The following is a 26,116-nucleotide window of genomic DNA, read 5'->3' as shown; positions in this document are numbered from 1 at the left end:
GGTCGCGCCCGTGAGAATCCCTGGTTCACCTCAAAGATGTATTACCTTTCAGTATTTCGTGACCTACACTCCGGTTATGGGTGACTTCGACCGGTATGCCCGTCTGACCGTGCAGCTCGACGCGCCGTACGCCGTGATCGACCTGGCCGCGTTCCGCCGGAACGCCGACGACCTGGTACGCCGGGCCGCCGGGACGCCGATCCGGGTCGCGTCGAAGTCGGTCCGCTGCCGTCCGCTGATCGCCGCCGCGCTGGAGCGGCCGGGGTTCCACGGCGTGATGAGCTACGCGCTGCCCGAGGCGCTCTGGCTGGCCCGGAACGGCGTCGACGACATCCTGCTCGGCTACCCGACCACGCACCGGTCGGCGCTCCGCGAACTCTCCGAGGACCCCGAGGCGGCGTCCCGGATCACGCTGATGATCGACTCGCCCGAGCACCTCGGCCTCATCAAAGCGACCGCGACCGGGACCGCCCGGATCCAGGTCTGCCTGGACGTCGACGCCTCGCTGCGGATCTTCGGTCAGCACCTCGGCGTCCGGCGGTCCCCGCTGCGGACCGCGACCGACGTCGCGACCCTGGCCCGGACCGTGGCCGCCGACAGCGCGTTCGAGCTGACCGGCGTGATGTTCTACGAGGCGCAGATCGCCGGCCTGCCGGACACCTCGCCCGCCGTCCGCTGGGTGAAGCGCCGCTCGGCCGCGGAGCTCGCGGACCGGCGCGGCGCGGTCGTCGACGCGGTCAAGCAGGTCGCCCCGCTGCGGATCGTGAACAGCGGCGGCACCGGCAGCCTGGAGATCAGCAGCGCCGACCCGGTCGTCACCGAGGTCACCGCCGGCTCCGGCCTGTACGGCCCGACCCTCTTCGACAAGTACGACATCTTCCAGCCCGAGCACGCGATGGCGTACGCCTTGGACGTCGTACGCCGGCCCGCCCCGCGGATCGCGACGCTGTTCGGCGGCGGGTACGTCGCGTCCGGTCCGGCCAAGAAGTCCCGGCTCCCGGCGCCGACCGAGCCGCGAGGGCTGAAGCTGCTCGGGACCGAAGGAGCCGGCGAGGTGCAGACGCCCGTGCAGGGCGCGGAAGCGGACCGGCTGCGGATCGGCGACCGGGTGTGGATGCGCTACGCGAAGGCAGGCGAGATGCTGGAACGGTTCGACGTGCTGCATGCGATCGACGGCGAGAACGTCCGCGAGCTCACGACGTACCGGGGCGAAGGGAAGAACTTCGGATGAGCACCTGGCGGAACTGGTCCGGCACCGAGTCGGCGACCGGCATCGAGGCCCTACGCCCCGGATCGGTCGACGAGCTCGCGGCCGCGGTGAAGACTGCCGCCGAGCAGGGCAAGAAGCTGAAGGCGGTCGGCGCCGGGCACTCGTTCACCGGCTGCTCGGTGCCGCAGGAGGTGATGGTCCAGCTGGACGGCCTGTCCTCGATCCTGCACGCGGACCAGGCGTCCGGCCGGGTCACGGTCGGCGCCGGCACCGGCCTGCGGAAGCTGAACGCGGGCCTCGCCGCCTTCGACCTGGCGATGGCGAACCTCGGCGACATCGACAAGCAGACGATCTCCGGCGCGATCTCGACCGGCACCCACGGGACCGGCGCGAAGCTCGGCGGCCTGGCCACCCAGATCGTCGGGCTCGACCTGGTCACCGCGGACGGGTCGGTGCTGCACTGCTCGGCCGAGGAACACCCGGACGTGTTCGCCGCGGCCCGGATCTCGGTCGGCGCGCTCGGCGTGATCAGCTCGCTGACCCTGCAGTGCGTGCCCGCGTTCCTGCTCCGCGCGCAGGAGATGCCGCTACCGCTGGCCGACGTCCTCGACGGGTTCGACGAATTTGCCGACGGCAACGATCACTTCGAGTTCTACTGGTTCCCGCACACCGGCATCGCGCTCACCAAGCGGAACAACCGGGTCGGCGCGAACGTCGCCGCGGCGCCGGTCGGCCGGGTCCGCGGCTGGGTCGACGACGAGCTGCTGTCGAACAAGGTGTTCGAGCTGACCAACCGCCTCGCGGTCCGGCGGCCCGCGATGGTGCCGCGGATCAACCAGCTCGCGTCCCGCGCGCTGTCGGCCCGCGAGTACGTCGACGCGTCGTACAAGGTGTTCTGTTCGGAGCGGAACGTGGTGTTCCGGGAGTCGGAGTACGCCGTACCGCGGGAGCATGTGGTCGAGGTACTGCGCCGGCTGCGGGACTGGATCGACGGGTCCGGCGAGCGGATCCCGTTCCCGATCGAGGTCCGGGTCGCCGCGCCGGACGACATCTGGCTGTCCACCGCGTCCGGCCGCGCGACGGCGTACATCGCCATCCACCAGTACCACCGGCTGCCGCACGACCCGTACTTCCGGGCCTTCGAGAAAATCGTCGCCGACTACGGCGGCCGGCCGCACTGGGGCAAGCTGCACACGCTGACCGCAGCCGACCTGCGCGCCCGGTACCCGCGCTTCGACGACTTCCTCGCGGTCCGTGACCGGCTGGACCCGCAGCGGGTCTTCGAGAACGCCTACACCCGGCAGGTCTTCGGGGCTTAGCCTCTGGACATGGAGCTTGAACCGGTTGTCGAGGATTGGCACAAGGCGCTCGCGGTCGTCGCGCACCCGGACGACCTGGAGTTCGGTACGGCGGCCGCGATCGCGCGCTGGACCGGGCAGGGCAAGCAGGTCGTGTACAGCCTGCTGACATCCGGGGAGGCGGGGATCGACGGCGTCGACCCGGCCGAGTGCGGCCCGCTGCGGGAGGCCGAGCAGATCGAGTCGTCCCGGATCGTCGGGGTGTCGGCGGTCGAGTTCCTCGGCCAGCCCGACGGCACGATCGAGTACGGCGTCGCGCTCCGCCGCGTGATCACCGCCGCGATCCGGCGGCACCAGCCGGAGATCGTGATCACCAACAACTTCCGCGACACCTGGGACGGCGCGGCGGCGCTCAACCAGGCCGACCACATCAACACCGGGCGGGCGACGCTCGACGCGGTCCGGGACGCCGCGAACCGGTGGATCTTCCCGGATGCGGGCGACAAGTGGGACGGCGTACGGCAGGTCTGGGCGGCCGGGTCGCCGAACTCGCGGCACGGAGTGGACACGACCGAGACCTTCGAGGTCGGGCTGCGGTCGCTGAACGCGCACAAGGCCTACCTCGACGGGCTGGCGCAGGCCTTCGATCCGGAGGAGTTCCTCGAAGGCGCCTCGCGCCCGGCCGGGACGCTGCTCGGCACGAAGTACGCGGCGCGGTTCGAGGTCTTCACTCCGTGAGGTGCTCCCGCAGGTGCGGCGGCGTCGGCTTCGGCCGCCGCGGTTCGCGGTCGCCGGCGGTGCCCGGACCGGGCGGGTTGTTCGGGCCGGACCAGGAGCGGACCAGCGCCCGGCCACCCTTGCGGCTCATCCGGTGCAGGTCGATCCGCTGGACGTCGCGGGCCGCGATGCCGAGCTGGGCGAGGCTGCGGTTCGCCATCGCGCAGGCGGCGTCGTGCTTGAGCGGCGACATCTTCCGCTGCAGCACGATCGCGATCGAGCCGTCCGGCAGGTCCTCGATCCGCTGGAACCGCATCCCCTTGTCCAGTGACCAGGAGTGCAGGGCCAGGTCGATGTAGTCGGCGTTGGAGAGTCGCCGATCGGGCTTCGCACGCGCAACCACTTCGTATCGGGCCATGACCCGATCATCCGTCGGCAGCGACCGGAATTCCAGGAATCTGCGATCAGCGAAGTGCGTCGATCGCCGCCGCGACCGGTCCCGGGTCCGAGATCGGCGTCAGATGGTTCGCGTTCGGGATCAGCGTCGGGGCGGGCGCACCGATCCGGGTCGCGGTCTCGGCCGCGTTGCCGCCGCTGGTGTCCTTCGCGCCGAAGACCACCGACTTCGGGAGCTTCAGCTCCTTCAGCTTCGCGAGGCGGTCGGGTGGGACCGCGGGGATCCCGTTCGCGGTCATCTGCCACACGGCCTGCTCCGCGCCGGGCTGCCGGAACGGGCGGGTCCACTCGTCGACGTCCATCTGGGGACAGTCGGGGGAGCACACGCTGTTGTAGATCTTCTTCAGCAACCAGCCCTGGTCGAGCACCAGCCGGAACAGCGACGTCCGGTACGGCGGGACGATCAGCCAGCTCGGCGGACCCGGCTTCCCGCCCGGCAGCGGCAGGCCGTCGCCGTCCAGGAACATGATCCCGCCGACCCGGTCCGGCGCCTCCAGCGTTGCCTCGGCCGCGACCCCGGCGCCGAGCGAGTGCCCGACCAGGATCGGCCGCGGCTGGCCCGGCCCACCGAGCTGCATCGCGTCCAGGAACCCGAGCAGCTGGCCCGCGAGATGCTCGATCGTGTACGGCGCCTTGCGCTCGGAGTAGCCGTAGCCGGTGATGTCGTACGCGTAGACGCGGTGGTTCTTCGCGAGGATCGGCACCAGTCGGGACCAGGTGTCGACGGACTCGGCTGCTCCGTGGACGAGAACCACGGGCGTGCCCGACGTACCCCAGGTGTCGTAGCGGGTGTTGATGCCGCCGGCTTCGACGTACTTGAGGCCGGGTGGTGGTGCGGCCGTTCCGTTGGTGGCGAAGTTGTAGCCGAACGACGCGAGGGTGACGATCAGCCAGAGCCCGAGAAGTCCCAGGAACCCCCGCCACAGGAACCGTTTCACGCCCCCAGTGTTACAGGTGCACGATCCGTCCGGCCTCGGCGAGGACCGCCGGGGAGGCGAGCGACTGCCAGCGCGGCAACAGCTCCTGGAGGAACGGGCCCAGCTGCTCGGCCCGCTCGGCGTCGTGATCCAGGACGTCGAGCTCGTTCACGATCGTCAGGTCGACGAAGTCCCGCAGGTCCGCGGCGTCGAGCTCCTCCGACGTGCCGGTGAAACGGTCGGTGACCGTGCGGTGCTCGGCCAGGTCCCGCCAGGTCGTCTCCCGGTCGCACGCGCCGTACCGGTAGACGATCGCCTCGGCGTCGGCGCCGATCACCGACTCCAGTACCGGACGCTCGGTCTGCCAGTCGAACAGATGCGTCGGATAGCCGTCGGTTCCGTACGCCGCGTGCGCCAGCGCGGCCAGCACCAGCGTGTCGGAGGCGCCGAGCGAACCGAGCCGCTTGGCCACCCGGTGCAGGTGCACGTACAGCGTGCCGCCCGCATGGTCGAGCTCGTCCGCGCCGCGCACCATCAGCAGCGAACCCAGGTCCTGGAGAGTGCTCATCTGACCCCTTCTCACCCCGGAGCGGCCAAACCCGCAGATCACCCACGGTAAGGCCTGGCCCCGCCCCGTGCCCACCACTTCGGCGTGCCGTTCCGGTCACACCGTGTTCATGCCCCGTTCCCCGGTTGTTGCTCAGGGCAAGAGGCTGGGGTGTCCAGGACCCGCCCGCAACCACCTCACACAGTTGCGGACGGGCCCTGCCCGTGGTCATCAGGGAAGTTGACCACCACGGGAAGACTGCGCCGGGATCGGGCCTCCCGTCAATCGAGGTCGGCGAGCGCCTTGCGGGCGGCCTCCAGCTCGGCCTCGAGCGCGGCGACCTTGGCGGCCTGCTGTGAGCGGGCCTCCTCGATCACCTCGTCGATCGGGGTCGACAGGTCCTCGTGCAGCTCCTTGGCCGCGCGCGACACCGCGGCCGCGGCGACGGCCAGGTCGCGGGCCAGGTACGTCGTGCCCTGCTTGAGCTCGGCGTGCCACTCGCCGTCGGCCGTGCCGGTGACGGTCAGCGTGAGCTCGATGGTCTTGGCCTTCTTGCCGGCCGCCTTCTTCGCCGGAGCCTTCTTCGGCTTCGGCGGCTCGACGACCTCGGCGGTCTCGGCAGGAGTCTCGACAGGAGTCTCGACAACGTCGGGAGTGTCGACCAGGTCTGCGGGTGCTTCTACTGCGAAGGTGTCTACAGTCATCGTTGCGGCGATCTCCTTCTGACTGGCGCTGGACCGTTATTAGAACATATGTTCGATCGAGACGCCAACCAGCTTGCCGAGGAAGCGATCGATCTGGTCCTCGAGCGGTGGCAGCGACGCCTCCGGCTCGTTGATCCGGATCGAGACCGCGCCGTGCACCGCCGCGCGCAGATCGAGCGCGACCGCCGCCGCGTCACCCGCCGGTGCGAGCCCGGCGTCCATGCACGCCTGCACCGCGGCGATCGCGCGGACCGACAGCTCCTCCTTGAAGATCAGGTTCCTGCGGCGGTTCAGTGTGCTCTCGTGCAGCACCTTGTAGAGGCCGGCGTAGTCGCGCGTCCAGCTGCCGAGGAACAGTAGCCGCGCGCGTAGCCGCCGTACGGGATTGTCGCCGCCGGACGCCTCGGCTGCCTCCAGGTCGCGCAGGAGGTCGCCGGTGCATTGCTCGAGTGCCGCGAACACCAGTTCGTCGCGGTCCGCGAAGTGGATGTAGACCGACGTCGCCGCGATCCCGACCTCGCGGGCGACCGCACGCAACGACAGCGCCTCGTCGTCACCGAGCTCGTTCAGCATCCGCAACGCCGCGTCGATGATCTCCCGCCGCAGCAGCTCGCCCTGCCCGCGCCGGTTCCGGCTTCGCGTACTCGCGCCATCCATGCGGCCGATTGTATTGCAACGGATGTTGCCCTACAGTCGTAGCACTACAGCTGTTCACTTAAGGATGAGGACATGCAGACTGAGGCTGGACCGCAGCTGGACGTGCGGCGGTGGTGGGCGTTGGGGGCGGTGGCGGCGGCGCAGTTGATGGTGGGGATCGATCTGACGATCGTGAACATCGCGCTGCCGTCGATGCAGCAGGACCTGGGGATGTCGGATCCGGCGCGGCAGTGGGTGATCACGTTGTTCGCGCTCGGGTACGGCGGGTTTCTGCTGCTCGGCGGACGGTTGAGCGACCTGATCGGGCGGCGGCGGGCGCTCCTGATCGGGCTGACCGGTTTTGCGGCTGCCTCCGCGCTCGGCGGGGCTGCGACGAGCGGATCCATGCTGCTGGCCGGGCGGGCGATGCAGGGTGTCTTCGGGGCCTTGCTGACGCCGGCCGTGCTGGCCACGCTCGCGGCGTCGTTCCCGTTGCCGGCCGAGCGTGGCAAGGCGTTCGGGATCTACGGCGCGGTGATGGGCAGCGCCTCGGGCCTGGGCGTGCTGGCCGGCGGCGTACTGACGCAGTACCTCGACTGGCGCTGGTCCATGTACGTGAACGTCCCCATCGCCGCCCTGGCCGCGGCAGGCATCGTGTACGCCGTCCAACCGGCTGAACGCACCGCCGGAGTGCGCGTGGACGTACTAGGGGCGTTGCTGGCGACGGCAGGGCTGATGGCGGTCATGTTCGGCTTCGCCCGAGCAGAGTCGGACGGCTGGGGTGCACCGCTGACTTATGCATCCCTCGGTGTCGGTGTAGCGCTGCTGGCAGCGTTCCTGGCCGTGCAGGCTCGTGTACGCAACCCGCTGCTGCCGCTGAGGGTTCTGAGAGACCGTAAGCGCGGCGGCTCGTATCTGGCCGTGTTTAGCCTGGCCATCGGCATGTTCGCTGCATTGTTCTTCCTGACGTTCTACCTGCAGACCGTCCGCCATTACTCGCCGATCCGCGCAGGTCTGAGCTTCCTGCCGCTGACAGTCGGCCTGATGGTCGGCGTACGCGCCGTGAGCCGGCTACTCGCGAAAGCCAACGTAAGAACGCTCATCTGCCCGGGGCTGTTGACCATCGCCGCAGGACTTGCGTTGCTCGGGTTATTGCAACCGGACAGCAGCTACTGGCTGCATGTAATGCCGGTGTTCCTGCTGGTCGGCCTGGGTGCCGGATGGGTGCTGGTGACTGCCAACAGCACCGCCACCCTCGGCGCCGGCCCCGACAGTGCGGTCGCCGGCGCCATGGTGATGACGTCGCAACAGGTCGGCGCATCACTCGGTACTGCGTTGCTGAGCACCGTCGCGGCCGGACACGGGTTCACCGTGGCCAGCCGCGGTGCTGCGGGCTTCCTGTGTGTGGCTGCGGTCGCCGTCTACTGGGTGCTCTCGGAACGGTCGCCCGACCACTCCAGGTGATAGCTCCCCTCGCGGTCCACGCGCTTGTACGTGTGCGCGCCGAACAGGTCACGCAGCCCCTGGATCAGCGCGGCAGGCAGCCGCTCCGCGCGGAGGCCGTCGTAGTACGACAGGGCGGCCGAGAAGCCAGGTGCCGGTACGCCGACCGTGGCCGCGGTCGCGACCACCCGGCGCCAGGCCTCCTGGCCGCCGGCGACCGCGTCCCGGAAGTAGTCGTCGACGAGCAGCGACGGCAGCTCCGGGTTCCGGTCGTACGCCTCCTTGATGCGGTCCAGGAAGCGGGCCCGGATGATGCAGCCGCCGCGCCAGATCGTCGCCATCGCGCCGAGGTCGATGTCCCAGCCGTACTCCTCGCTGGCGGCCCGGATCGCGTCGAAGCCCTGCGCGTACGCGACCAGCTTCGACGAGTACAGCGCGTGCCGCACGTCCTCGATGAACTGCTCCCGGTCGACGTCCGCCTTCACCTCGCCCGGACCGGGCAGGACGCCGGCGGCCGCTTCCCGCCGTACGACGTCGCCGGACAGCGAGCGCGCGAAGACGGCCTCGGCCATGCCGCTGACCGGGATGCCGAGGTCGAGCGCGGACTGGACCGTCCAGCGGCCGGTGCCCTTCTGCTCGGCCTGGTCGAGGACGACGTCCACGAACGGGCCGCCCGTGGTCGGGTCGGTCTGGCTGAGCACCTCGGCGGTGATCTCGATCAGGAACGACTCGAGGTCGCCGGTGTTCCACTCCCGGAACACGTCCGCGAGCTCGGCCGGGGACAGCCCGAGTACGTGCCGGAGCAGGTCGTACGCCTCCGCGATCAGCTGCATGTCGGCGTACTCGATGCCGTTGTGCAGCATCTTCACGAAGTGGCCGGCGCCGTCCGGGCCGACGTGCACGCAGCACGGCTCGCCGTTCACGTGCGCGGAGATCTTGGTCAGCATCGGCTCGAGTGCGGCGTACGACTCGGGGGAGCCGCCGGGCATGATGCTCGGGCCGTTCAGCGCGCCCTCCTCGCCGCCGGAGACGCCGGAGCCGACGAAGTGCAGGCCCTTTTCCTTCAGCGCGGCCTCGCGGCGCCGGGTGTCCAGGAAGTGCGCGTTGCCGGCGTCGACGACGATGTCGCCCTCGTCGAGCAGCGGGACCAGTTCGTCGATCACCGCGTCGGTCGGGGCGCCGGCCTTGACCATCACGATCACCCGGCGCGGCGGCTCCAGCGACTCGACGAAGCCCGCCAGGTCGGTGGACGGGACGAACTCGCCCTCGGAGCCGAACTCCGCGACCAGCGAGTCGGTGCGCGCCTGGGACCGGTTGTGCAGGGCGACGCGGAACCCGTTGCGCGCGAGGTTCCGGGCCAGGTTGCGGCCCATCACCGCAAGGCCGGTGACGCCGATCTGGGCTTTAGCAGAACTCATCGAATCTCCTGCAGAGTCTGAAGTTGTGTGCGGGGTCCAGTCTGCCTGAGGCCTTCTCATCGGGAAACATCGGTGGTAAACATCTCAGAAATCGATTTCCCACCACGAAGGAACCCGCCCATGCTCCGTCGTGCCATCGCCCTCACAGCCTGCGCACTGCTCGCCTTACCCACCACCGCATCGGCAGCTCCACCGGGAAACGACAACGGTCCGGTCGGCTGGCAGGTGTACCGGAACCTGGACCGGTTACCCGAACTCCAGACCGGCGTCCGTACCAAACAGTTCTCGAGCTTCGGCCGCGACGGCACCAACAACGACGGCTTCGACGGCACGTACTCGTGTCTGCGGACGACGGACGCGGGTTGCGTGATCGCCGAGGCGAGCGGCGCCGGCGAGGTTGCGTCGATCTGGTTCACCCGCGACGACGGCAACGTGACCAAGACCGGCACGATCACCGTCGAGCTGGACGGCAAGCAGGTACTGCACGGCTCGCTGCAGGACATCGTCGACGGCAAGCTCGGCGCCCCGTTCAGCTACCCGCTGGTCGCGAACGGCGTGCAGTCCAGCGGCGGCGTGTACATCCGGGTGCCGATGCCGTACCGGTCCTCGATGCGGATCACCACCCAGAACAACCCGCTCTTCTACCACGTCGACTACCGCAAGTTCCCGGACGCGAACGGCATCTCGACGTTCGACCCGACCGACAAGGCCGAGGATGTCCTCAAGCTGCTGAACGCGGCCGGGACGAAGGACCCGAAGCCGGCCCAGCCCGGCGCGCGGACGACGTCCACGCCGCTGAACCTTGCCCCGGGCAAGCAAGTCACGCTGGCGGACACGTATGGCCCCGGTGAGCTGAGCGCGCTCCGGCTGAAGCTGCCGGACATCGTCGGGCTGGACCTGAAGAGCCTGGCGGACGACGGCCGCGCGTTCCTCGGCGGCAGTACGTTCACGATGAAGATCGACCCGGCGAACACCGGCGTGAAACTGACCCGGCGGATGGACCTGCGGATCGGCAACCAGCGCGCGAAGATCCTCGTCGACGGCGCCCCGGCCGGCGAATGGGCGCCGCTGAAGGCGCAGGGCGCGCAATGGTACGACCAGTCCGTGGACCTGCCGGCGTCGCTGACCGCGGGCAAGTCGCAGATCACGATCACCAACCAGTTCGTGTCGTCGGACCTGGACTTCAACGAGTTCGCGTACTGGGTGGACTCCGGCGACAAGCTGGACGTCGGCCCGAACCACGTCGCCGACGAGCAGGCCCACAACTACTCGATCAGCAAGCAGAACTGGAGCGGCGAGCACGCGATGACGTACGCCGCGACCGACGCCGACGCGGCCCGGGTGAAGCCGTCCGACACGTTGCTCGCCGGTGTCCGCGTCCAGGTGACGATCGACGGGCAGAAGCGTGTCGACGCCCCGCTCGGCGAGTTCTTCGGCTCCGGCCTCGGCGAGAACCCGGTGCACTCGCTGTTCTTCGCGATGGACCCCGACGGCTGGTACTCGTCCTGGTGGCCGATGCCGTACGTCGGCCGCGCGACCGTGACGCTCGTCAACCCGACGGCGTACCCGCTGAAGGGGCAGGCCGAGGTGACGGCCGCCCGCGACGGCAGCAAGGCGGCTGACCTGGCGACCGGGAAGATCGGGTACTTCACCGCGATCTCGAAGCGCGGCGAGACCACCCAGGGCAGCGACTGGACGTTCGCGGACGTCGCCGGCCGCGGCAAGTTCGTCGGCGTCTCGCAGACCATGGAAGGACTGCTTGCCGACGGCAACACGCGCGGGTACCTCGAGGGCGACGAGCGGGTGTACGCCGACGGCGAGCGGACGCCGGCCATCCACGGCACCGGCACCGAGGACTACTACGAGTCCGGCTGGTACTTCAACGCCGGCACCTACTCGACCCCGTTCCACGGCAACTCCGCACACGAGGTCCGCGCCGGGTCCTGCACGAACGAGTGCGACGGCGCCTGGCGGCTGCACATCACCGACTCGGTCGCGTTCGAGAACCAGCTCGACTTCGGCATCGAACACGGGCAGCAGGACGACCATCCCGCGATCTACGGGTCGACCGCGTTCCTCTACAAGGCGGCCGGTTTCGGCGCCCGCGAGACCGACCGCGTCGACGTCGGCAGCGCCACGAGCCGTCAGCAGCACGCGTACACCGACAACGCCACGCAGGCCGACCTGACGTCAGTCTACGAAGGCGATCACGACGACATCACGCTGACCGGCCAGGTCCGCTCCACCACGCAACCAGTCCGCTTCCAGCTAGCAATCGACCCTGCCAACAAGGGTGTTACCCTCCGCCGCACCAGCGACCAGAACAGTCCTGGGCAATCGGCGCAGGTGGTTGTCAACGGCAAGGATGCGGGCACTTGGCTGCAACCTCTCGGCAACACTCACCAACGCTGGCTCGACGACAACTACCAGCTCCCGGCAGCACTCACGGCGGGCCGCAACCGCCTGGACGTCGAGCTCCGGCCGACCGGCCCGGCGTGGACGGCGTCGTCGTACGTCGTCCAGTCCCTCACCAGGCCGTACGCCGACCGCCGGGCGCCGGGCGCTGTCACCGGGCTCGCCGCCACCGGCCGGCCCGACAACGCGATCAACGTGACCTGGTCGGACGTGGCTGACGAGAGTGGGGTCGCGTACTACAGCGTGTACGGGACGAAGGCGGGTGGGACCGAAAAGCTTTTGGGGACGACGCCGCTACCCGGGTTCCTGCACCGCGGCCTCGGGCTGGGGGAGAGCTGGAGCTATCGCGTGGCGGCTGTCGATCTGGCCGGGAATGTGGGGAGTAGGTCGGCGGCCGTGACGGGGACGAGCGGGCGGACGCTGCGGGTCGAAGGGGAGGGGATGCTGCCGCCGGTGTCGTCCACCGTTGCCGTCGATCCGCAGGGAAACTGCTGCGGGGTCAGCTGGTCCGGTGGGGCGCAGGCGTGGATCCACGGTGCGAAGGCCGGCGACAAGGCGGTGTTCGCGTTCTCGGTCCCGACGACCGGGTCGTACCAGCTGTCCACCGTGCTCACGAAGGCCGCCGACTACGGGACCCTCGACGTCCAGGTGGACGGCGGTACGGCGGTGCCGTTCGACGGCTACCAGGCGTCGGGGGTCGGGACCCAGACCGTTGACCTGGGCACCGTTCAGCTGACCGCCGGTACGCACCAGTTCAGCGTGACCGTTACCGGCAAGAACGCGGCAGCAATCGGCTACCTCGCGGGCCTCGACGTGCTCGATCTTAAGCTCGGCACGTGAACCCTTTTGAAGGACGCCGTACCGCGCTCGTCCTGATCGACCTGATGTCACGGATCGTCGCGTTGCCGACCGCGCCGTTGAGCGGCGCCGACGTACTGGAGCGATCCGTGGCACTGGCCGCGGCGACCCGGAAGGCCGGCGGGCTGGTGGTGAACGTCCGGGTGGAGCGCCCGGGTGTCGACGTCCAGCCCGACGGCAGCGGGTTCGCGCCCGGGGCCGAGTCGCAGCCGGGGGACCTGGAGATCGTGAAGCGAACGATCGGCGCGTTCGGCCGGACGTCGCTGGACGCCGAGCTCCAGTCCCGCGGCGTCGCGAACGTCGTACTGGCCGGGATCGCGACGAACCTCGGCGTCGAGTCGACCGGGCGCGCGGCGTCCGATCTCGGGTACGAGACGTTCTTCCTCACCGACGCGATGACCGGGCTGGACGGCGACGCCCACGCGTTCGCGGTCAGCTACGCTTTCCCCCGGCTGGGCAGTACCTGTAGCTCGGCGGAATACCTGGAAGCGCTGGGGGTTTGATGGGCTCGTTCGACGTACTGCTGGACGACGAACGGACGCAGCTGGAGGCGTTCCTCGAGGAGCACCGCAGTGCGATCGAGGCCACGCTCGACGGGCTGAGCGAGGAACAGGTCCGCCGCCGGCTCGTCCCGTCGGCGACGACGCTGCTCGGGCTGCTCAAGCACCTCACGTGGATGCAGCGGGTGTGGTTCGAGGAGGGCGTGGCCGGCAAATCCCGCCGGGAGCTCGGGATGGGGCAGAACCCGGACGACTCGTTCCGGCTGGCCGACGACGAGACGATCGCGTCGCTGACGGCCGCCCACCAGCAGGCGTGCGCCACCGCACGGGAGATCGTCGCCGACCTGCCCCTGGACACGGTCGTGACCGGGCACCCGAGAGGCCCACGGACGCTCCGCTGGGTATACCTGCAGGTCCTCCGCGAGTTCGCCCAGCACCGCGGCCACGCCGACATCCTCCGCGAACAGCTACTGGCCGAATAGCGCGCGGTTCTCCGTCGCCCAGCTCTGCAGGGTGCGTGCCGGGTGGCCGGTGACATCGGCAACGGTCGTATTCACCGAGGTCTCGTCGATCGTGCCGTCGCCGAAGAACGACTCGATCGCGTCGGCGTACGGTGCGGGCATCGTGGCCTGCAGCTCCGCATGGGTCTCCGCGCGGCTCATCGGGTACGCCGTCAGCGGCCGGCCGAGCGCCTCCGCGAGGACCGCGACCTGCTCGACCGGTGTCAGCGCGACCGGCCCGGTGAGCCGCAGTACCTCGGAGTCGTGGGTTGGTCGCGCCACCGCAGCGTGTTCGACATGAACGAATTCGGCCGCAGAAAGGTCCAATCCAATTCCGCGGCCCGGACCGCTTCCTCGGTGGCGTGGTGATACCCGGCGACCGCGTTCGCCGGCTCGCCGTCGAGCGAACTGCTGGACAGTACGACGACCTTCCGGACCCCGGCCCGGACCGCGTTCGCGAGTAATTCGGCGAGCCGTTCGTAACCGCTGAGCAGGAAAATCCCGGTGCTTCCGGCTAATGCATCGATGAAGGTTTCCGGCCGATTGAGGTCGCCGGTGACCGGCTCGATCCCGGCCGGCAGTTCGGTCGTGGTCCGGACCAACGCCCGCGCCGGGATGCCCTGTGCCGCCAGCGATTGCAGTACCGCGCCGCCGGCGTTTCCGGTCGCGCCCGTAATCAGGAACGTCATTGCTCAACCCTGGCACAAAAGCCGGACCCGCAATAGCAGGAATCTTTTGTCCGTACATTACGGCGAAATGTCGATTGGCCATCGATCGTGTTCATGTCCCGCTTCGGTCTAGTTCACTACGCGTTGTCCGCATCTGGTGACGCTCCATACCGACTGCGCTGGGGGAGAGGTTGGAGGGAAGCGGTGGGGGTGCGGATGCAGTTCCTCGAGGACCCACGAGGCGGTGACCGGATCTGGCGGCTGCTGTCCGGCAACAACCGCCCGTTGGCGATCGGCCGCGGCGACGTACGGTCCCCGCTCGACGTGCTGGTCTCGGTCCGCCGGCTCGCCCGCGAGGCCGAGCCGACACTGCGCCGGGACGCGGACGGCCGCTGGCGCTGGGAGATCGCCACCGACGACGGGACCGACGTCCAGTGCCCGGTGGTGTTCGCCCGCCGGATCGACGCGCGCCGTGCTTTCCATCGTTTTACGCAAGCGGTTGAGCATGCCGTCATCACGACGGCGTACCTGTCCCCTGTCATCGTCCAGCGAGAGCCGGAGCAGTGAGCGAAGAGACCCTCACCCCGCGACGGCTCCGGTCGTCGCTGTCCCCGTCCGACCTGATGTTCCGGATCATCGCCCGCGGCGGCGGCGGCCTGGTGCTGCTGATCACCGGCGGCATCGGTGTGTTCCTCGCCTACCAGGCGAAGCCGACCCTGCAGCGGTACGGCTGGAAGTTCTTCACCGAGCAGGCGTGGAACCCCGAGGCGAACAAGATCGGCGTCGCGTCGGTGCTGTTCGGGACGGTGGTGATCGCGACCGTCGCGATCCTGTTCGCGTTCCCGCTCGCGCTCGGCACCGCGCTGTACATCAGCCAGTGGGCGCCGCGCGGGCTGAAGAAGACGCTGGTCGCGGTGGTCGACCTGATGGTCGCGGTGCCGTCGATCGTCTACGGCCTGTGGGGATTCTTCCTGTTCCAGCCGTGGGTCATCCACGTGTCCCGGTGGATCACCAGCTGGTTCGGGTGGATACCGATCTTCAAGGTCGACACCGATCCGCACGCGGCCGTGTTCGACGGGGCGACGTACGCGTCGTCGGCGTTCATCGCCGGGATCGTGGTCGCGATGATGGTCCTGCCCATCGCCTGCGCGGTGATGCGCGAGGTGTTCGACCAGACCCCGCAGGGCGAACGCGAGGCCGCGCTGGCGCTCGGCTCGACCAGCTGGGGCGTGGTCCGGGCCGTCGTGCTGCCGTTCGGCCGCGGCGGCATCATCGGCGGCACGATGCTCGGCCTCGGCCGCGCGCTCGGCGAGACGATCGCGGTGGTGATGATCGTGTCGCCGCTGTTCGAGATCAACTGGCACGTGCTGCAGTCCGGCTCGATCACGATCTCCTCGATGATCGCACTCCGGTACGGCGAGGCCTCGGGCTCGCAGCTGAACGCGTTGATGGCGGCCGGCCTGGTGCTGTTCGTGATCACGCTGATCGTCAACCTGATCGCGGGTTTCGTGGTCGCCCGCAGCCGCAGCGGCGCCGGAACGGAGATCTGATGAGTACTGCCGCCCTGCCGGACCTTCCCGAACCCGAACGCCGCCGGCTACGGGTCGTCGACGTCGAGGACCGGGCCTGCCTGATCGGGTCCGCGCTCGCGGGCCTGTCGCTGACCTGGGTGCTCTACAACCGGATCCTGCCGACCGAGGGCACGCTCGGCTTCATCGTCTGCTGGTGGCTCTCGTTCACCGCGCTCTACCTGATGCTCACCGGCCTGCGCCGCGGTCGCGTCGTACTGGCCGACCGTTTCGCCGTCCTGCTCGCGCACAGCGCCGCGAGTCTGGTCGGGTTCGCGCTCGCGACCGTGATCGGCTACACCCTCGCCCGCGGCGCGAAGTCCCTGGTGCACAAGAACTTCTTCACCCAGGACCTCCGGACGGCGGGACCGCTCGAGCCGCTCACCACCGGCGGCGCCCTGCATGCACTGGCCGGCACGATGATCCAGATCTCGATGGCGATCGCGATCACGCTGCCGCTCGGCATCCTCTGCGCGGTCTACCTCACCGAGATCGGCGGCCGCGGCTCGCGGCTGGTCCGCTCGGTGGTCGAGGCGATGACCGCGCTGCCGTCGATCGTGGCCGGCCTGTTCGCGTACGTCGTACTGCTGATCGGGTTGGGCTTCCGGCTGTCCGGCTTCGTCGCGGCGATGGCGATCTCGGTGATGATGCTGCCGATCATCGCGCGCTCGTCCGAGGTCGTGCTGCGGCTGGTCCCGGGCGGGTTGCGGGAGGCGTCGCTGGCGCTCGGCGCGACCCAGTGGCGCACGGTCTGGTCGGTGGTGCTGCCGACGGCGCGTCCCGGTCTCGCGACCGCGCTCGTACTCGGTACCGCCCGCGGCATCGGCGAGACGTCGCCGGTGCTGCTGACCGCGGGCTTCACGACGTACATGAACCTGAACCCGTTCTCCGGGCCGATGGTCTCGCTGCCGCTGTTCACCTTCAAGATGTCGCAGTCGCCCGAGGGCAACTACATCAGCCGCGCGTTCGGCGCCGCGGCCCTGCTGCTGGTCCTGGTCCTGCTGCTGTTCGTGTTCTCCCGCTGGATGGCCTCCCGTGGCCGGTCCGGAACCCGATGAGAGGAATCGTCACGATGCGACGGCTCAGTGCCTTCGTCCTTGCGGTGCTGCTCAGCTGTGCCTTCGCGGGCCTGCCGGCCGCCGCGCGGAGTACGGCGTACGTGCCGATCTACGGGTCCGGGTCCACCTGGTCCCAGAACGCCCTCGACCAGTGGATCCGTGACGTCGAGCCCCGCGGGATGCGGGTCCAGTACGGCGGCGGCGGCTCCTCGCGCGGCCGGCTCGACTTCGCCGGCAACCTGGTGGACTTCGCGATCAGCGAGATCCCGTACCAGGGCACCGATCCGCTGACCGGTGCCACCGACGTCTCGAACCGGCCGTACGCCTACATGCCGATCGTCGCCGGCGGTACGTCGTTCATGTATCAGATCCGGGTCGGCGGGCAGCTGTACCGCGACCTGCGGCTGTCGGGCGACACGATCACGAAGATCTTCACCGGCAAGATCACGAACTGGAACGACGCCCAGATCACCCGGGACAACAACGGCAAACAGCTGCCGAGCAAGAAGATCATCCCGGTGGTCCGGTCCGACGGGTCCGGGACCACCGCGCAGTTCACGCTCTGGATGGCGACGCAGTACAAGGCGCAGTGGGACGCGTTCTGCCAGTCGACGCAGGGCCGCAAGTGCGGGCAGACGTCGTACTACCCGACCACCAACTTCCCGGGCGTGAAGTCCCAGGGCGGCTCCAGCCAGATGGCCGGGTACATCTCCGCGACGTACGCCGACGGCGCGATCGGGTACGTCGAGTACTCGTACGCGCTGGGCAAGAGCTACCCGGTGGTGAAGGTCCGCAACAACGCCGGGTACTACACGGAGCCGACGGCGTACAACACCGCGGTGGCGCTGACCAGGGCGCAGATCGAGACGACGCCGGGGCCGCTCTACCTGACCCAGAAGCTGACCGGGGTCTACAACAACGCGGACCCGCGCAGCTACCCGCTGTCGTCGTACTCGTACATGATCCTGCCGACCACCAATCTGAGCGCGGACAAAGGCCAGACGCTCGCCGACTTCGCCTCGTACTTCCTGTGCCAGGGCCAGCAGAAGGCCCAGCCGCTCGGCTACTCGCCGCTCCCGCTGAACCTGGTGCAGGCCGCGTTCGCCCAGGTGGCGAAGGTGCCGGGCAGCCCGTCGTCGGCGACCGACATCAGGAAGTGCGGCAACCCGACCTTCGACGGCACCAACCTGAGCCGCAACCTGCTCGCCGAGCGTGCCCCGCAGCCGTTGCCCTGCGACAAGGACGGCGCCGGCCCGGCCGTCAACGGCAAGTGCGTAGCCGGGCCCAACCAGCCGACCAACCCGGGCAACAACAACGGCTCGAACAACAACGGCGGCGACAACAACGGCTCGAACAACAACGGCGGGAACAACAACGGGTCCAACAACAACACGGGCTCGAACAACAACGGGACCAACAACGGCGGCAACCACAACGGTACGAACAACAACACCGGCAACCCGAACCAGCCGGGCGCGGGTCAGACCAGCACGACGCCCGGTGCCGTACTGCCCAGCGGCGGCCCGACGTCCGGGCAGTCGATCGACCCCGAGACCGGCCAGGTGGTCAATGCCTCAGGCAACAACAACGCGTACACCCCGACCGGCAGCGTGACCGAGCTGAACGGCAACCGCGGCGGCGGCAGCATGCTCCGCAACCTCGGCATCCTGACCGCGATCGAGGTCCTGCTGATCCTGCTGGTCCCGACCCTGGTCTCCCGCTACCTGCAGCAGAAGCGGGCCGGCAAGTGACCGCAATCGGTACGGCGCCCCCGCTCCGCACCACGCCGGCCAAGGTCAAGGCGCGCCTTGAGGCCGAGCTGAATCTGCGCCCACAGCTCACCGCGGACGCGCTGCGGCTGTTCGCGCTCGGCATCCTGAGCTTCCTGGTCTACGTGACGCTGCTCGGGGCGCTCCAGTTCAACCGCGCGCAGGACGTGGCCTACGACAAGATCCGCGGCGAACTCGCGGAGGCGACCGCACCGCTAGGCCCCGGCATCACGCAGGGGGATCCGGTCGCGGTCCTCGACGTACCGGGGCTGCAGTTGCGGCAGGTGATCAAGGAGGGGACGACCGGCGCGATCCTGCGGGACGGGCCGGGGCACCGGTCCGACACCGTGCTGCCCGGGCAGGCCGGGATCTCGGTCGTCTACGGCCGCGCGCTGACCTTCGGCGCGCCGTTCCGCAGTGTGCCGAAGCTGAATGTCGGCACCCGGTTCCAGGTCGTCACCGGTCAGGGCACCTTCGGCTACCGGGTGATCGGCATCCGGCGGGCCGGCGATCCGCTGCCGGCGGCGCCCGTCGACGGCAGCTCCCGGCTGACCCTGGTCACGGCCGAGGGCAAGCTGTTGCCGAGCGCAACGGTGTACGTCGACGCGGACCTCGCCGACGGTCAGGTGCAGCCCGACCCGGGTGGGCGCCCCCAGGTGCCGAGCAGTCAGAAGGCGTTCGGGGTCGACCTGTCCGCGATCTGGCCGCTGGTGCTCTGGCTCGAGGCGTTGCTGGTGGTCGGGGCCGGGGTGATCTGGTTCCGCACCCGGATCGGCCGCTGGGAGTCGTACCTGATCGGCGCGCCGGTCCTGCTCGCGCTGGTCTGGCGGATCTTCGAACTGGTCGCCGGAATGCTGCCCAATCTGGTGTGAATTAACTGGTCATTCCCAGAAATTGAACAAACCGCCGGAAAGGATCGGGCCGGGATTTTCGTCCCTACGATTGCACGCGGGAATTGTTCATGGAGCTTTCTGGGAGGAACTCGTCATGAATCCGATGATTCGCCGCGGGCTGCTCGCCGTGTCGGCGGTCACCCTCGTCTCTTCGGCCTGTTTACCGCTCGCCTCGGCCGCCGGGCTGTCGTACACCGAGTCCGAGCCGGCCACCGCGACCGTACACGGCACGCTCTCGCCGGCACCGGTGGCGATCGCGACCGGTGCCGAGGACAACGGTTCGCTCGACCTCGCCACCGCGACCGGGATCGGCTCTGGCGTCCGCGCGGTCACCACGTCCGGCCAGCTCGGCGACGGCCCGCACGGTGACCTGGGCGACAAGACCGGAGACTTCGACTTCTACAGGCTCTCCGGTACGGCGGGGCAGACCGTGACCGTCAACACCGCCGGCTCGGCCGCCAGCACCGACACCGTGGTCGGCCTGTACGACGCGGGCGGCGCACTGCTTGTCTCCGACGACAACAGCGGCGGCGGCCTGGCCGGCAAGCTCACGTACGCGCTGACCGCGACTGGTGACTACTACGTGGTCGTCGCCGGCCACAGTGCGGCCGGCAGCCTGCCCGCGGATCCGCACGACTCGGGCAGCGGCCACGGGGGTGCCGACACCGGCGCGTACCAGCTGCTGATCGCGTCGGCCCCGGTCGACAAGGACTTCTACGCAGTCCAGCTCGCGAAAGGCGACGTACTCGGCGGCAGCCTCGCGGCCGGTGGCAAGCGCCTCACGGTCGTCAAGCCGGACGGTACCCAGGCGGTCAGCTCCGACCGGATCACCAGCACCCGGACCCCGGCGTCGTCCCCGCTGCCGCGCGGGGCGGTCGACTTCGCGTACGTCGCCGACCGGGCCGGCTGGTATTCGGTGTCGGTCACCGACGGCTTCGGTCCGTACGACCTGACGCTCGGCACGTTCCGCCCCGGGACCGAGTCCGCGGCGACGCCGCAGACGTTCTTCCTGGACTTCGACGGCGGGCAGATCGACACCACGCCGCTCGGTGGTTCCGGTGTCCGGCAGCTGTCCGGGCTGGCGGCGTACCTGCCGAACTGGGGTCTGACGCCGGCCGACGAGTCGGCAGTGATCGACAAGGTCGTTGCCGTGGTCACCGAGAACGTCCGGACCGACCTGCGCGCGAAGAACCCGAACGCCGACGTCCGGATCCGGAACAGCCGGGACGACGCCGACACCTTCGGCACCGAGGGCGTGTCCCGGGTCGTGGTCGGCGGCGGTGCGGCGGAGTCCGGCATCGGCCGGATCGGGTCGGCGCAGTCGGTCGACCCGGGCAACTTCGCCCAGGAGGAGACCGCGCTGGTCCAGCTCGACCGGATCAGCGCGGCCGGCGGCGCGGTCAGCCTCAACCGGTACCTGTCCGCGGACAGCGACTGGGTCGCGTTCGTCGGCCAGGCGCTCGGCAACCTGGTGTCCCGGGAGATCGGCCACCTGGTCGGCAACTACGACACCGACCCGGCTGGCCCGGTCGCGAACCTGATGGATGCCGACGGCAACTTCCCGGGGCTGTACGGGGTCGGCGCGGACGGGATCGGCGGGACCGCCGACGACGTCGACGTGGACTTCGGCAGGGACGCGTACAACCCGGCCCTCGGCCTCACCGGCACCCCGGACACCCTGAACACCGCGGCCTGGGGCCTCACGGAACCGTGCAGCTGAAAGCGAAACTCGTCACGGCCGCGATCGCGTTGGTGCTGATCGCGGTCGTGGTGATCACCGTGGTGCGCTCTCCCTCCGGGCGCACCACGGACGGTCCACTGGTGGTTTCGGGAGGCGTACCGCCCCCGGCTCCGGCCACCGGTGTACCGCCCGCCGCCGGCCCGGCCCCCCACGACGCCTGGGGCCGGGCCGGCCGCTGCCGGGCCTGGGCCACCCGGATGAGCACGCTGGTTCCGATCCCGCCGCGCGTCCTCGCGGCGTACGCCCTGGGTGAGCAGTCGGCGCCGGAGTCCTGCGGCTTGAGCTGGGTGACGCTCGCGGCGATCGGCTCGGTCGAGTCCGCGCACGGTTCGTTCCGCGGCGCGGTGGTCGGCGACGACGGTACGAGCACCCCGCCGATCGTTGGTCCGGCCCTCGACGGAAGCCCTGGCGTACAGGCGATCCCGGACACCGACGGCGGAGCGTACGACGGCGACACCCGGTGGGATCACGCCGTCGGGCCGATGCAGTTCCTGCCGAGCACCTGGCGTTCTCTCGGCGTCGACGCGGACGGCGACGGTACGGCGCGACCGAACGACCTCGACGACGCCGCCGCGACCGCCGCGGTCTACCTGTGCGCGTCGACGCCGACGATGCGGACCGGTGCCGGCTGGTGGGCCGCGGTGACGACGTACAACCGGTCCGGGGAATATGCGCGGAATGTCCTCGGCCGGTCGAACGAATATGCACGCGCGAGTGTCCGGTGATCTATGCGTTTCCGGCTGACCGCAGCATCATGTCTGGTTCACCGAATAGCCGGGAGTTGTCGGCATTGACGCGATGAATTGGAGTCGTCACCGTCGGACACGGTGGCCACGGGTCAAGCAGACCCGTGTACGAACGCAGTAAAGGAAGGGTATTCCCGACATGCGTTTCATCCGTACCGCCCGTGCCACCGCGATCGCCGCCGCCGCGCTCGCCGTGGTCGCCACCTCCGCACTCTCGGCCGCCGCCGACCCGAGCTTCACCCCGGACTCCGACGACGTCGTGATCGTCGGCTCGGACACCAGCGAACTGGTGCTCGACGACCTGATGAACCTCTACAACGGCCGTACCCCCACCCCGGCCCGCCGGATCGCGTCGTTCGACGCCACCGGCTCGTCGACCGTCACGATCCGTCCGGGTGTCTCGATCACCCGCCCGAACGGCTCCGGCGCCGGCATCTCGGCGCTCTGCACGCGCACCGACGTCGACTCGGCCCGTTCGTCGCGTGGCAAGCAGTCCGGCGACTGCGCCGACGCGCTGTTCCTGCCGTACGCCAAGGACCAGCTGCGCTGGATGCACAACGCCGACGCGACCGGTGTCACCTCGCTCACCGACGCGCAGCTGACCGCCATCTACAACTGCACGATCACCAACTGGAGCCAGCTCGGCGGCAACAACCTGGCGATCGTGCCGCTCATCCCGCAGATCAACTCCGGCACCCGGGCGACCTGGGCCGGCCTGGTCGGCATCAACAACACGAGCCTGCCGTCCTGCGTCAAGGACAACGTGAACGGCGCGCAGGTACAGGAGCACGACCCGGCCCCGGTGGCCGCGACCTCCGGTGCGATCGCGCCGGTCTCGGTCGGTCGCTACGGCCTGCTCACCCCGGCCCAGCAGGCCGGTACGGCGCTGGGCACCATCCCGACTCCGGACTCCGACGCGTACGACCGCACGCTGTACCAGGTCGTGAAGGCGCCGAACGGGATCGTCCCGGACTACCTGGCCGACCTGTTCGGCGACGGCACCGGCTTCTCGTCGACCGGTGGCACGCCGTTCATCTGCGAGCCGTCCGACACCGACCCGGCGACCACCACCGCCGGTGACGTGATCAAGGCGAACGGCTTCGTCGAGCTCGGCGCGAACTGCGGCGTCGCCTGACCCCAGGCGACCCTGACACGACCGGTGGGCGAGAGATTCCCTCTCGCCCACCGGTCCGTCCTTTTCGGCCATGACCCGATTCATGTCCAGTTAACGTGCTGGCGACCTGACCGAACGCGCCGCAGGAAACGCTTGTCGTAGTCGGCGCTCCGCTCTGCGCCGGCCTGTTCGTAGTTTCCCGGAGGTCATCGTGAGGTTGATCCACAGGCGCTCCGCCGCGCTGTTCGCGGTCGCGTTCCTGTTCGCCCTGTCCGCACCGTCGGCCCTCGCAGCTGTTCCCGACCGGCCGGTGACCGTCACGGCGGACGAACCGGTGATCCCGGACACCCCGGTGTTCGCGGACCCGTCCGCGAACCCGGTGACCCTGTCACAGGGGAGCTCAACCGTGACCGTTTCCCGGACGGCCGACCTCGCCCGGCAGAATCTCACCGTCTCCTGGACCGGAATGACGCCGAGCCAGGGTGACACCAACCAAACGGCCTTCCAGTTTCCCGTGGTCGTGATGCAGTGTCGTGGCGCCGACCCGGACCGCTCGGACTGCTGGATGGCGAGCCCGATCGGCGGTAACCAGCTTTCGTCGCTGCTCGGGAACGCTTACCTGCCGCCGGAAACCTCACAGTGGCGGGTCACCAATCCCGCGGCGCCGGTGTCGAGCTGGTCGATCCCGTTCCGCAAGGCCGACGGGACCTACCATGCGGTTCCGCGAGCGGGATGGCCGGACAGGTGGACCGTTCCAGGTATCGGCACCGTTGTCACCGGCTCCAGCGTCGACGACTACACACCTGGAACCGCGAACCAGCGCATCGGCATCACCCGAGCCAACGGGACCGGCGACGTACAGACCTGGGCGAACACCAAGACCGAGAACCCCAGTCTGGGGTGCTCGCAGGGCACCGGGTGCTCATTGGTCGTCGTGCCGGTCACGCGTCATCCTTGCCGGAGCACCGACTTCATCTCCGCGGCCGAGGCAACCAGGTGTGCGGGATTCGCCACCAGCGGCAGTGATGTCGGACCGGGCAACTGGGAACTACTGGCGAACTGGTACAAGCGGTACGTCTTCAAGCTCTCGTTCGCTCCTGAGTCACCGACCTGCACGCAGCGCACCGACTCGGCGAAGTTCATCGGGTCGGAGCTCATGGGGGAAGCGATGCGCCGCTGGGTCCCGGCACGATGCCAGCCGTCCAGCCCGGCGGCCCTGGACTACACCCGGGCCTGGGAGCCCGAATCACGAACGCAGCTCGGACAGAGCGATCCGATCTCGTCGTCGGGGTACGCTGCCGACGCGGCCGTCGTGACCGACCCCAGCGAGCAGGACTCTCCAGCGGCAGCACGGAAACCGGGGTACGCGCCGCTTGCCGTGTCCGGGTTCGCCATCGGATTCAACTGGCAGATCGACGAGTCGTTCGGCGGTGGACAGGTGAACGACATCAAACTCAATCAGCGGCTGACAGCCAAGCTGCTGACCCAGTCGTACCCGGGCAAGTGGCGCAGCGGCGCGGTTCCTGCCGCCCTCGTGAATCCGAACGCGGCGACCAACCCCGCGACCGTTCTGCAGGATCCGGAGTTCCTCCAACTGAACCCGGAGGCGACCCGTTGGGTCGGGGCATCGGACGCCAACGGTACCCAGATTGCGATCCCGCCTGCGCAGACCGACGTGATCCAGGCCGTGACCCGGTGGATCTGGGCCGACCCGTCGGCGAGGGCTTTCCTGCAGGGCAAGGCCGACCCGTGGGGGATGACGGTCAACAAGGCGTACGCCAACTGGGAACTGCCACGTAACGACTACGACCTGCGCGACGGCTGGACGGTGCCGAACATCAGCGACGCGTCCACGTGGGCGGGATTCTCGCCACAGCAGTTGGGGGCCGCGCCGGCGAACTCCTGGTCCGAGGCATCGGACTCGCTGATGACGGCGTGGCCGCTGAGCCAAGCCCCGATGGCCCAGAGCAACACCTTCCCGGTCGTCATCGTGCCCAAGCGCATGGATGCGCAGAACCAGGGTGTCCGGCACCTACTCGCGCTGTCGACTACCTCGCAGCTGGAGAAGACCGGCATGCAGTCGGTGTCGTTGCGGAACAGCTCGGACGCGTATGTGAAACCGGACGTCGAGAGCATGACGTACGCGCTCGACGGCGCCGGTGTGGACAAGTCGACCGGCGTCTGGCAGCTGGACCCGGCGAAGATGGACATCCGCGCCTACCCCGGCACGATGATCAGCTACGCCGAGGTTCCGACGAGCACGCTGAAGCCGGCCGAAGCACGCCGCATCGCGGACTCGCTGCGGTGGATGGCGACGTCAGGGCAGCAGTACGGGCAGGAGGCCGGGCAGCTGCCGGACGGGTATCTCGCCCTCACCCAGCCGATGCAGGACCAGGCACTGAAGGTCGCCGACGCGGTCGAGAACCAGACCGGTACGCCGCCCGTTCCGCCCGCAGACCCGGTCCCCGACAAGCCGAAGCCGACAGCGACCCCGTCGACGAACGCGCCGGGTGGCGGGCAGAACGGCACCCCGAGCGGGAACAACGGCAACAACACCGGCAACGGAAACGGTGCCAACGGCAACAATGGGGGCAACAACGGGAACAACGGCACGCCGAACCCGACCGACTCGCCGAGTGCCGGCCCGAACACTCCCGGTGCCTCGCCGTCGACAGGTTCCCCGAGTGACAAGCCGCAGGCGAACGGCACGATCAAGCCGGTGGCCGCCACTACCCAGGGCGATTCCCTCGGCTGGCTCGCCTGGGGCATCCCCGCCTTCCTGATCGCCGGCCTCGTCGCAGGCGTCGCCTCCCCCGGCATCCGCCTGATCGCGACCCCGGGTCATCCGGTACGCCGTGGCGTCGTAGCCGGCGCGTCGTACCTGTCCGGCCTCTTCCGCCGCGGCCGCCGCCGCAACAGCTGACCAGCCACCGCCCGATC

General features: G+C 69.4%; 24 protein-coding genes. 16 read left to right on the top strand and 8 right to left on the bottom strand.

The window, feature by feature from the left end:
* The first annotated feature begins 76 nt into the window (after positions 1-76).
* From ACXJJ3_RS12770 to ACXJJ3_RS12760, 3 genes are read left to right on the top strand one after another with little or no spacing between them, the layout of a single operon-like run.
* Positions 77-1,231 carry an amino acid deaminase/aldolase gene (locus ACXJJ3_RS12770; protein WP_458170218.1) on the top strand — a complete coding sequence of 385 codons (1,155 nt, stop codon included), beginning with the start codon at positions 77-79 and terminating at the stop codon, positions 1,229-1,231.
* Complete coding sequence (locus ACXJJ3_RS12765) at positions 1,228-2,529, top strand: D-arabinono-1,4-lactone oxidase (protein WP_458170217.1); 1,302 nt, start codon at positions 1,228-1,230, stop codon at positions 2,527-2,529. The genes ACXJJ3_RS12770 and ACXJJ3_RS12765 overlap by 4 nt, the downstream gene beginning before the upstream one ends.
* 9 nt (positions 2,530-2,538) lie before the next feature.
* Entirely contained in the window at positions 2,539-3,246 is a 708-nt protein-coding gene (locus tag ACXJJ3_RS12760) for a PIG-L deacetylase family protein (RefSeq protein ID WP_458170216.1), read from the top strand.
* Here the strand turns inward: ACXJJ3_RS12760 and ACXJJ3_RS12755 are convergent.
* The 5 genes from ACXJJ3_RS12755 to ACXJJ3_RS12735 form a co-directional block, all read right to left on the bottom strand.
* Positions 3,236-3,643, bottom strand: coding sequence for a hypothetical protein (locus ACXJJ3_RS12755; protein WP_458170215.1), 408 nt, complete (start codon positions 3,641-3,643; stop codon positions 3,236-3,238). The two genes, ACXJJ3_RS12760 and ACXJJ3_RS12755, sit on opposite strands and share 11 nt — an antisense overlap.
* Positions 3,644-3,689: 46 nt before the next feature.
* Positions 3,690-4,619: an alpha/beta fold hydrolase gene (locus tag ACXJJ3_RS12750; RefSeq protein ID WP_458170214.1), complete on the bottom strand. Its 930-nt coding sequence runs from the start codon at positions 4,617-4,619 to the stop codon at positions 3,690-3,692.
* A gap of 10 nt (positions 4,620-4,629) precedes the next feature.
* Entirely contained in the window at positions 4,630-5,166 is a 537-nt protein-coding gene (locus tag ACXJJ3_RS12745) for a DUF6817 domain-containing protein (RefSeq protein ID WP_458170213.1), read from the bottom strand.
* 260 nt (positions 5,167-5,426) lie between these two features.
* Positions 5,427-5,849: a DUF6319 family protein gene (locus ACXJJ3_RS12740; protein WP_458170212.1), complete on the bottom strand. Its 423-nt coding sequence runs from the start codon at positions 5,847-5,849 to the stop codon at positions 5,427-5,429.
* A gap of 39 nt (positions 5,850-5,888) precedes the next feature.
* Positions 5,889-6,506: a TetR family transcriptional regulator gene (locus ACXJJ3_RS12735; protein ID WP_458170211.1), complete on the bottom strand. Its 618-nt coding sequence runs from the start codon at positions 6,504-6,506 to the stop codon at positions 5,889-5,891.
* Positions 6,507-6,578: 72 nt separating this feature from the next.
* Between ACXJJ3_RS12735 and ACXJJ3_RS12730 the strand changes: the two genes are divergently transcribed.
* Positions 6,579-7,949: an MFS transporter gene (locus ACXJJ3_RS12730; RefSeq protein ID WP_458170210.1), complete on the top strand. Its 1,371-nt coding sequence runs from the start codon at positions 6,579-6,581 to the stop codon at positions 7,947-7,949.
* On the opposite strand, the gene gndA is transcribed toward ACXJJ3_RS12730, so the two are convergent.
* Positions 7,907-9,346: an NADP-dependent phosphogluconate dehydrogenase gene (gndA, locus tag ACXJJ3_RS12725; protein ID WP_458170209.1), complete on the bottom strand. Its 1,440-nt coding sequence runs from the start codon at positions 9,344-9,346 to the stop codon at positions 7,907-7,909. The genes ACXJJ3_RS12730 and gndA overlap by 43 nt on opposite strands.
* A 120-nt stretch (positions 9,347-9,466) precedes the next feature.
* Between gndA and ACXJJ3_RS12720 the strand changes: the two genes are divergently transcribed.
* Genes ACXJJ3_RS12720 through ACXJJ3_RS12710 form a run of 3 tightly spaced genes read left to right on the top strand, consistent with a single transcriptional unit; the run spans position 9,467 to position 13,601 of the window.
* On the top strand, positions 9,467-12,601 hold the full coding sequence (locus ACXJJ3_RS12720; protein WP_458170208.1) for a DUF2961 domain-containing protein: 3,135 nt from the start codon (positions 9,467-9,469) through the stop codon (positions 12,599-12,601).
* Positions 12,598-13,122: an isochorismatase family protein gene (locus ACXJJ3_RS12715; RefSeq protein WP_458170207.1), complete on the top strand. Its 525-nt coding sequence runs from the start codon at positions 12,598-12,600 to the stop codon at positions 13,120-13,122. Before ACXJJ3_RS12720 ends, ACXJJ3_RS12715 begins: the two co-directional genes overlap by 4 nt.
* Positions 13,122-13,601 (top strand): DinB family protein, encoded by a 480-nt coding sequence (locus ACXJJ3_RS12710; protein WP_458170206.1) that lies wholly within the window; start codon positions 13,122-13,124, stop codon positions 13,599-13,601. Before ACXJJ3_RS12715 ends, ACXJJ3_RS12710 begins: the two co-directional genes overlap by 1 nt.
* Here the strand turns inward: ACXJJ3_RS12710 and ACXJJ3_RS12705 are convergent.
* Complete coding sequence (locus ACXJJ3_RS12705) at positions 13,587-13,901, bottom strand: hypothetical protein (RefSeq protein ID WP_458170205.1); 315 nt, start codon at positions 13,899-13,901, stop codon at positions 13,587-13,589. The genes ACXJJ3_RS12710 and ACXJJ3_RS12705 overlap by 15 nt on opposite strands.
* Positions 13,844-14,308 carry an SDR family oxidoreductase gene (locus ACXJJ3_RS12700; RefSeq protein WP_458170204.1) on the bottom strand — a complete coding sequence of 155 codons (465 nt, stop codon included), beginning with the start codon at positions 14,306-14,308 and terminating at the stop codon, positions 13,844-13,846. The genes ACXJJ3_RS12705 and ACXJJ3_RS12700 overlap by 58 nt, the downstream gene beginning before the upstream one ends.
* A gap of 195 nt (positions 14,309-14,503) precedes the next feature.
* On the opposite strand from ACXJJ3_RS12700, the gene ACXJJ3_RS12695 reads away from it, so the two are divergent.
* The 9 genes from ACXJJ3_RS12695 to ACXJJ3_RS12655 all read left to right on the top strand — a co-directional run bounded on the left by ACXJJ3_RS12695 (position 14,504) and on the right by ACXJJ3_RS12655 (position 26,099).
* On the top strand, positions 14,504-14,854 hold the full coding sequence (locus ACXJJ3_RS12695; RefSeq protein WP_458170203.1) for a hypothetical protein: 351 nt from the start codon (positions 14,504-14,506) through the stop codon (positions 14,852-14,854).
* On the top strand, positions 14,851-15,837 hold the full coding sequence (pstC, locus tag ACXJJ3_RS12690; protein ID WP_458170202.1) for a phosphate ABC transporter permease subunit PstC: 987 nt from the start codon (positions 14,851-14,853) through the stop codon (positions 15,835-15,837). The genes ACXJJ3_RS12695 and pstC overlap by 4 nt, the downstream gene beginning before the upstream one ends.
* Positions 15,837-16,913 carry a phosphate ABC transporter permease PstA gene (gene pstA / locus ACXJJ3_RS12685; protein ID WP_458170201.1) on the top strand — a complete coding sequence of 359 codons (1,077 nt, stop codon included), beginning with the start codon at positions 15,837-15,839 and terminating at the stop codon, positions 16,911-16,913. Before pstC ends, pstA begins: the two co-directional genes overlap by 1 nt.
* Before the next feature lie 14 nt (positions 16,914-16,927).
* A complete protein-coding gene (locus ACXJJ3_RS12680; protein WP_458170200.1) occupies positions 16,928-18,664 on the top strand; it encodes a phosphate ABC transporter substrate-binding protein PstS in 1,737 nt (578 codons plus the stop codon).
* Positions 18,661-19,554 carry a sortase domain-containing protein gene (locus ACXJJ3_RS12675; protein WP_458170199.1) on the top strand — a complete coding sequence of 298 codons (894 nt, stop codon included), beginning with the start codon at positions 18,661-18,663 and terminating at the stop codon, positions 19,552-19,554. Before ACXJJ3_RS12680 ends, ACXJJ3_RS12675 begins: the two co-directional genes overlap by 4 nt.
* Positions 19,555-19,669: 115 nt before the next feature.
* Positions 19,670-21,295, top strand: a complete 1,626-nt coding sequence (locus tag ACXJJ3_RS12670) for a PPC domain-containing protein (RefSeq protein WP_458170198.1) — start codon at positions 19,670-19,672, stop codon at positions 21,293-21,295.
* Positions 21,286-22,041, top strand: a complete 756-nt coding sequence (locus tag ACXJJ3_RS12665) for a lytic murein transglycosylase (protein WP_458170197.1) — start codon at positions 21,286-21,288, stop codon at positions 22,039-22,041. The genes ACXJJ3_RS12670 and ACXJJ3_RS12665 overlap by 10 nt, the downstream gene beginning before the upstream one ends.
* A 160-nt stretch (positions 22,042-22,201) precedes the next feature.
* Positions 22,202-23,197, top strand: a complete 996-nt coding sequence (locus tag ACXJJ3_RS12660; RefSeq protein ID WP_458170196.1) for a substrate-binding domain-containing protein — start codon at positions 22,202-22,204, stop codon at positions 23,195-23,197.
* A gap of 190 nt (positions 23,198-23,387) precedes the next feature.
* Positions 23,388-26,099: a hypothetical protein gene (locus ACXJJ3_RS12655; protein WP_458170195.1), complete on the top strand. Its 2,712-nt coding sequence runs from the start codon at positions 23,388-23,390 to the stop codon at positions 26,097-26,099.
* Positions 26,100-26,116 lie beyond the last annotated feature (17 nt).

The sequence above is a fragment of the Kribbella sp. WER1 genome (genome assembly GCF_054189145.1).
This window is presented reverse-complemented; position numbering and strand designations above follow the sequence as displayed.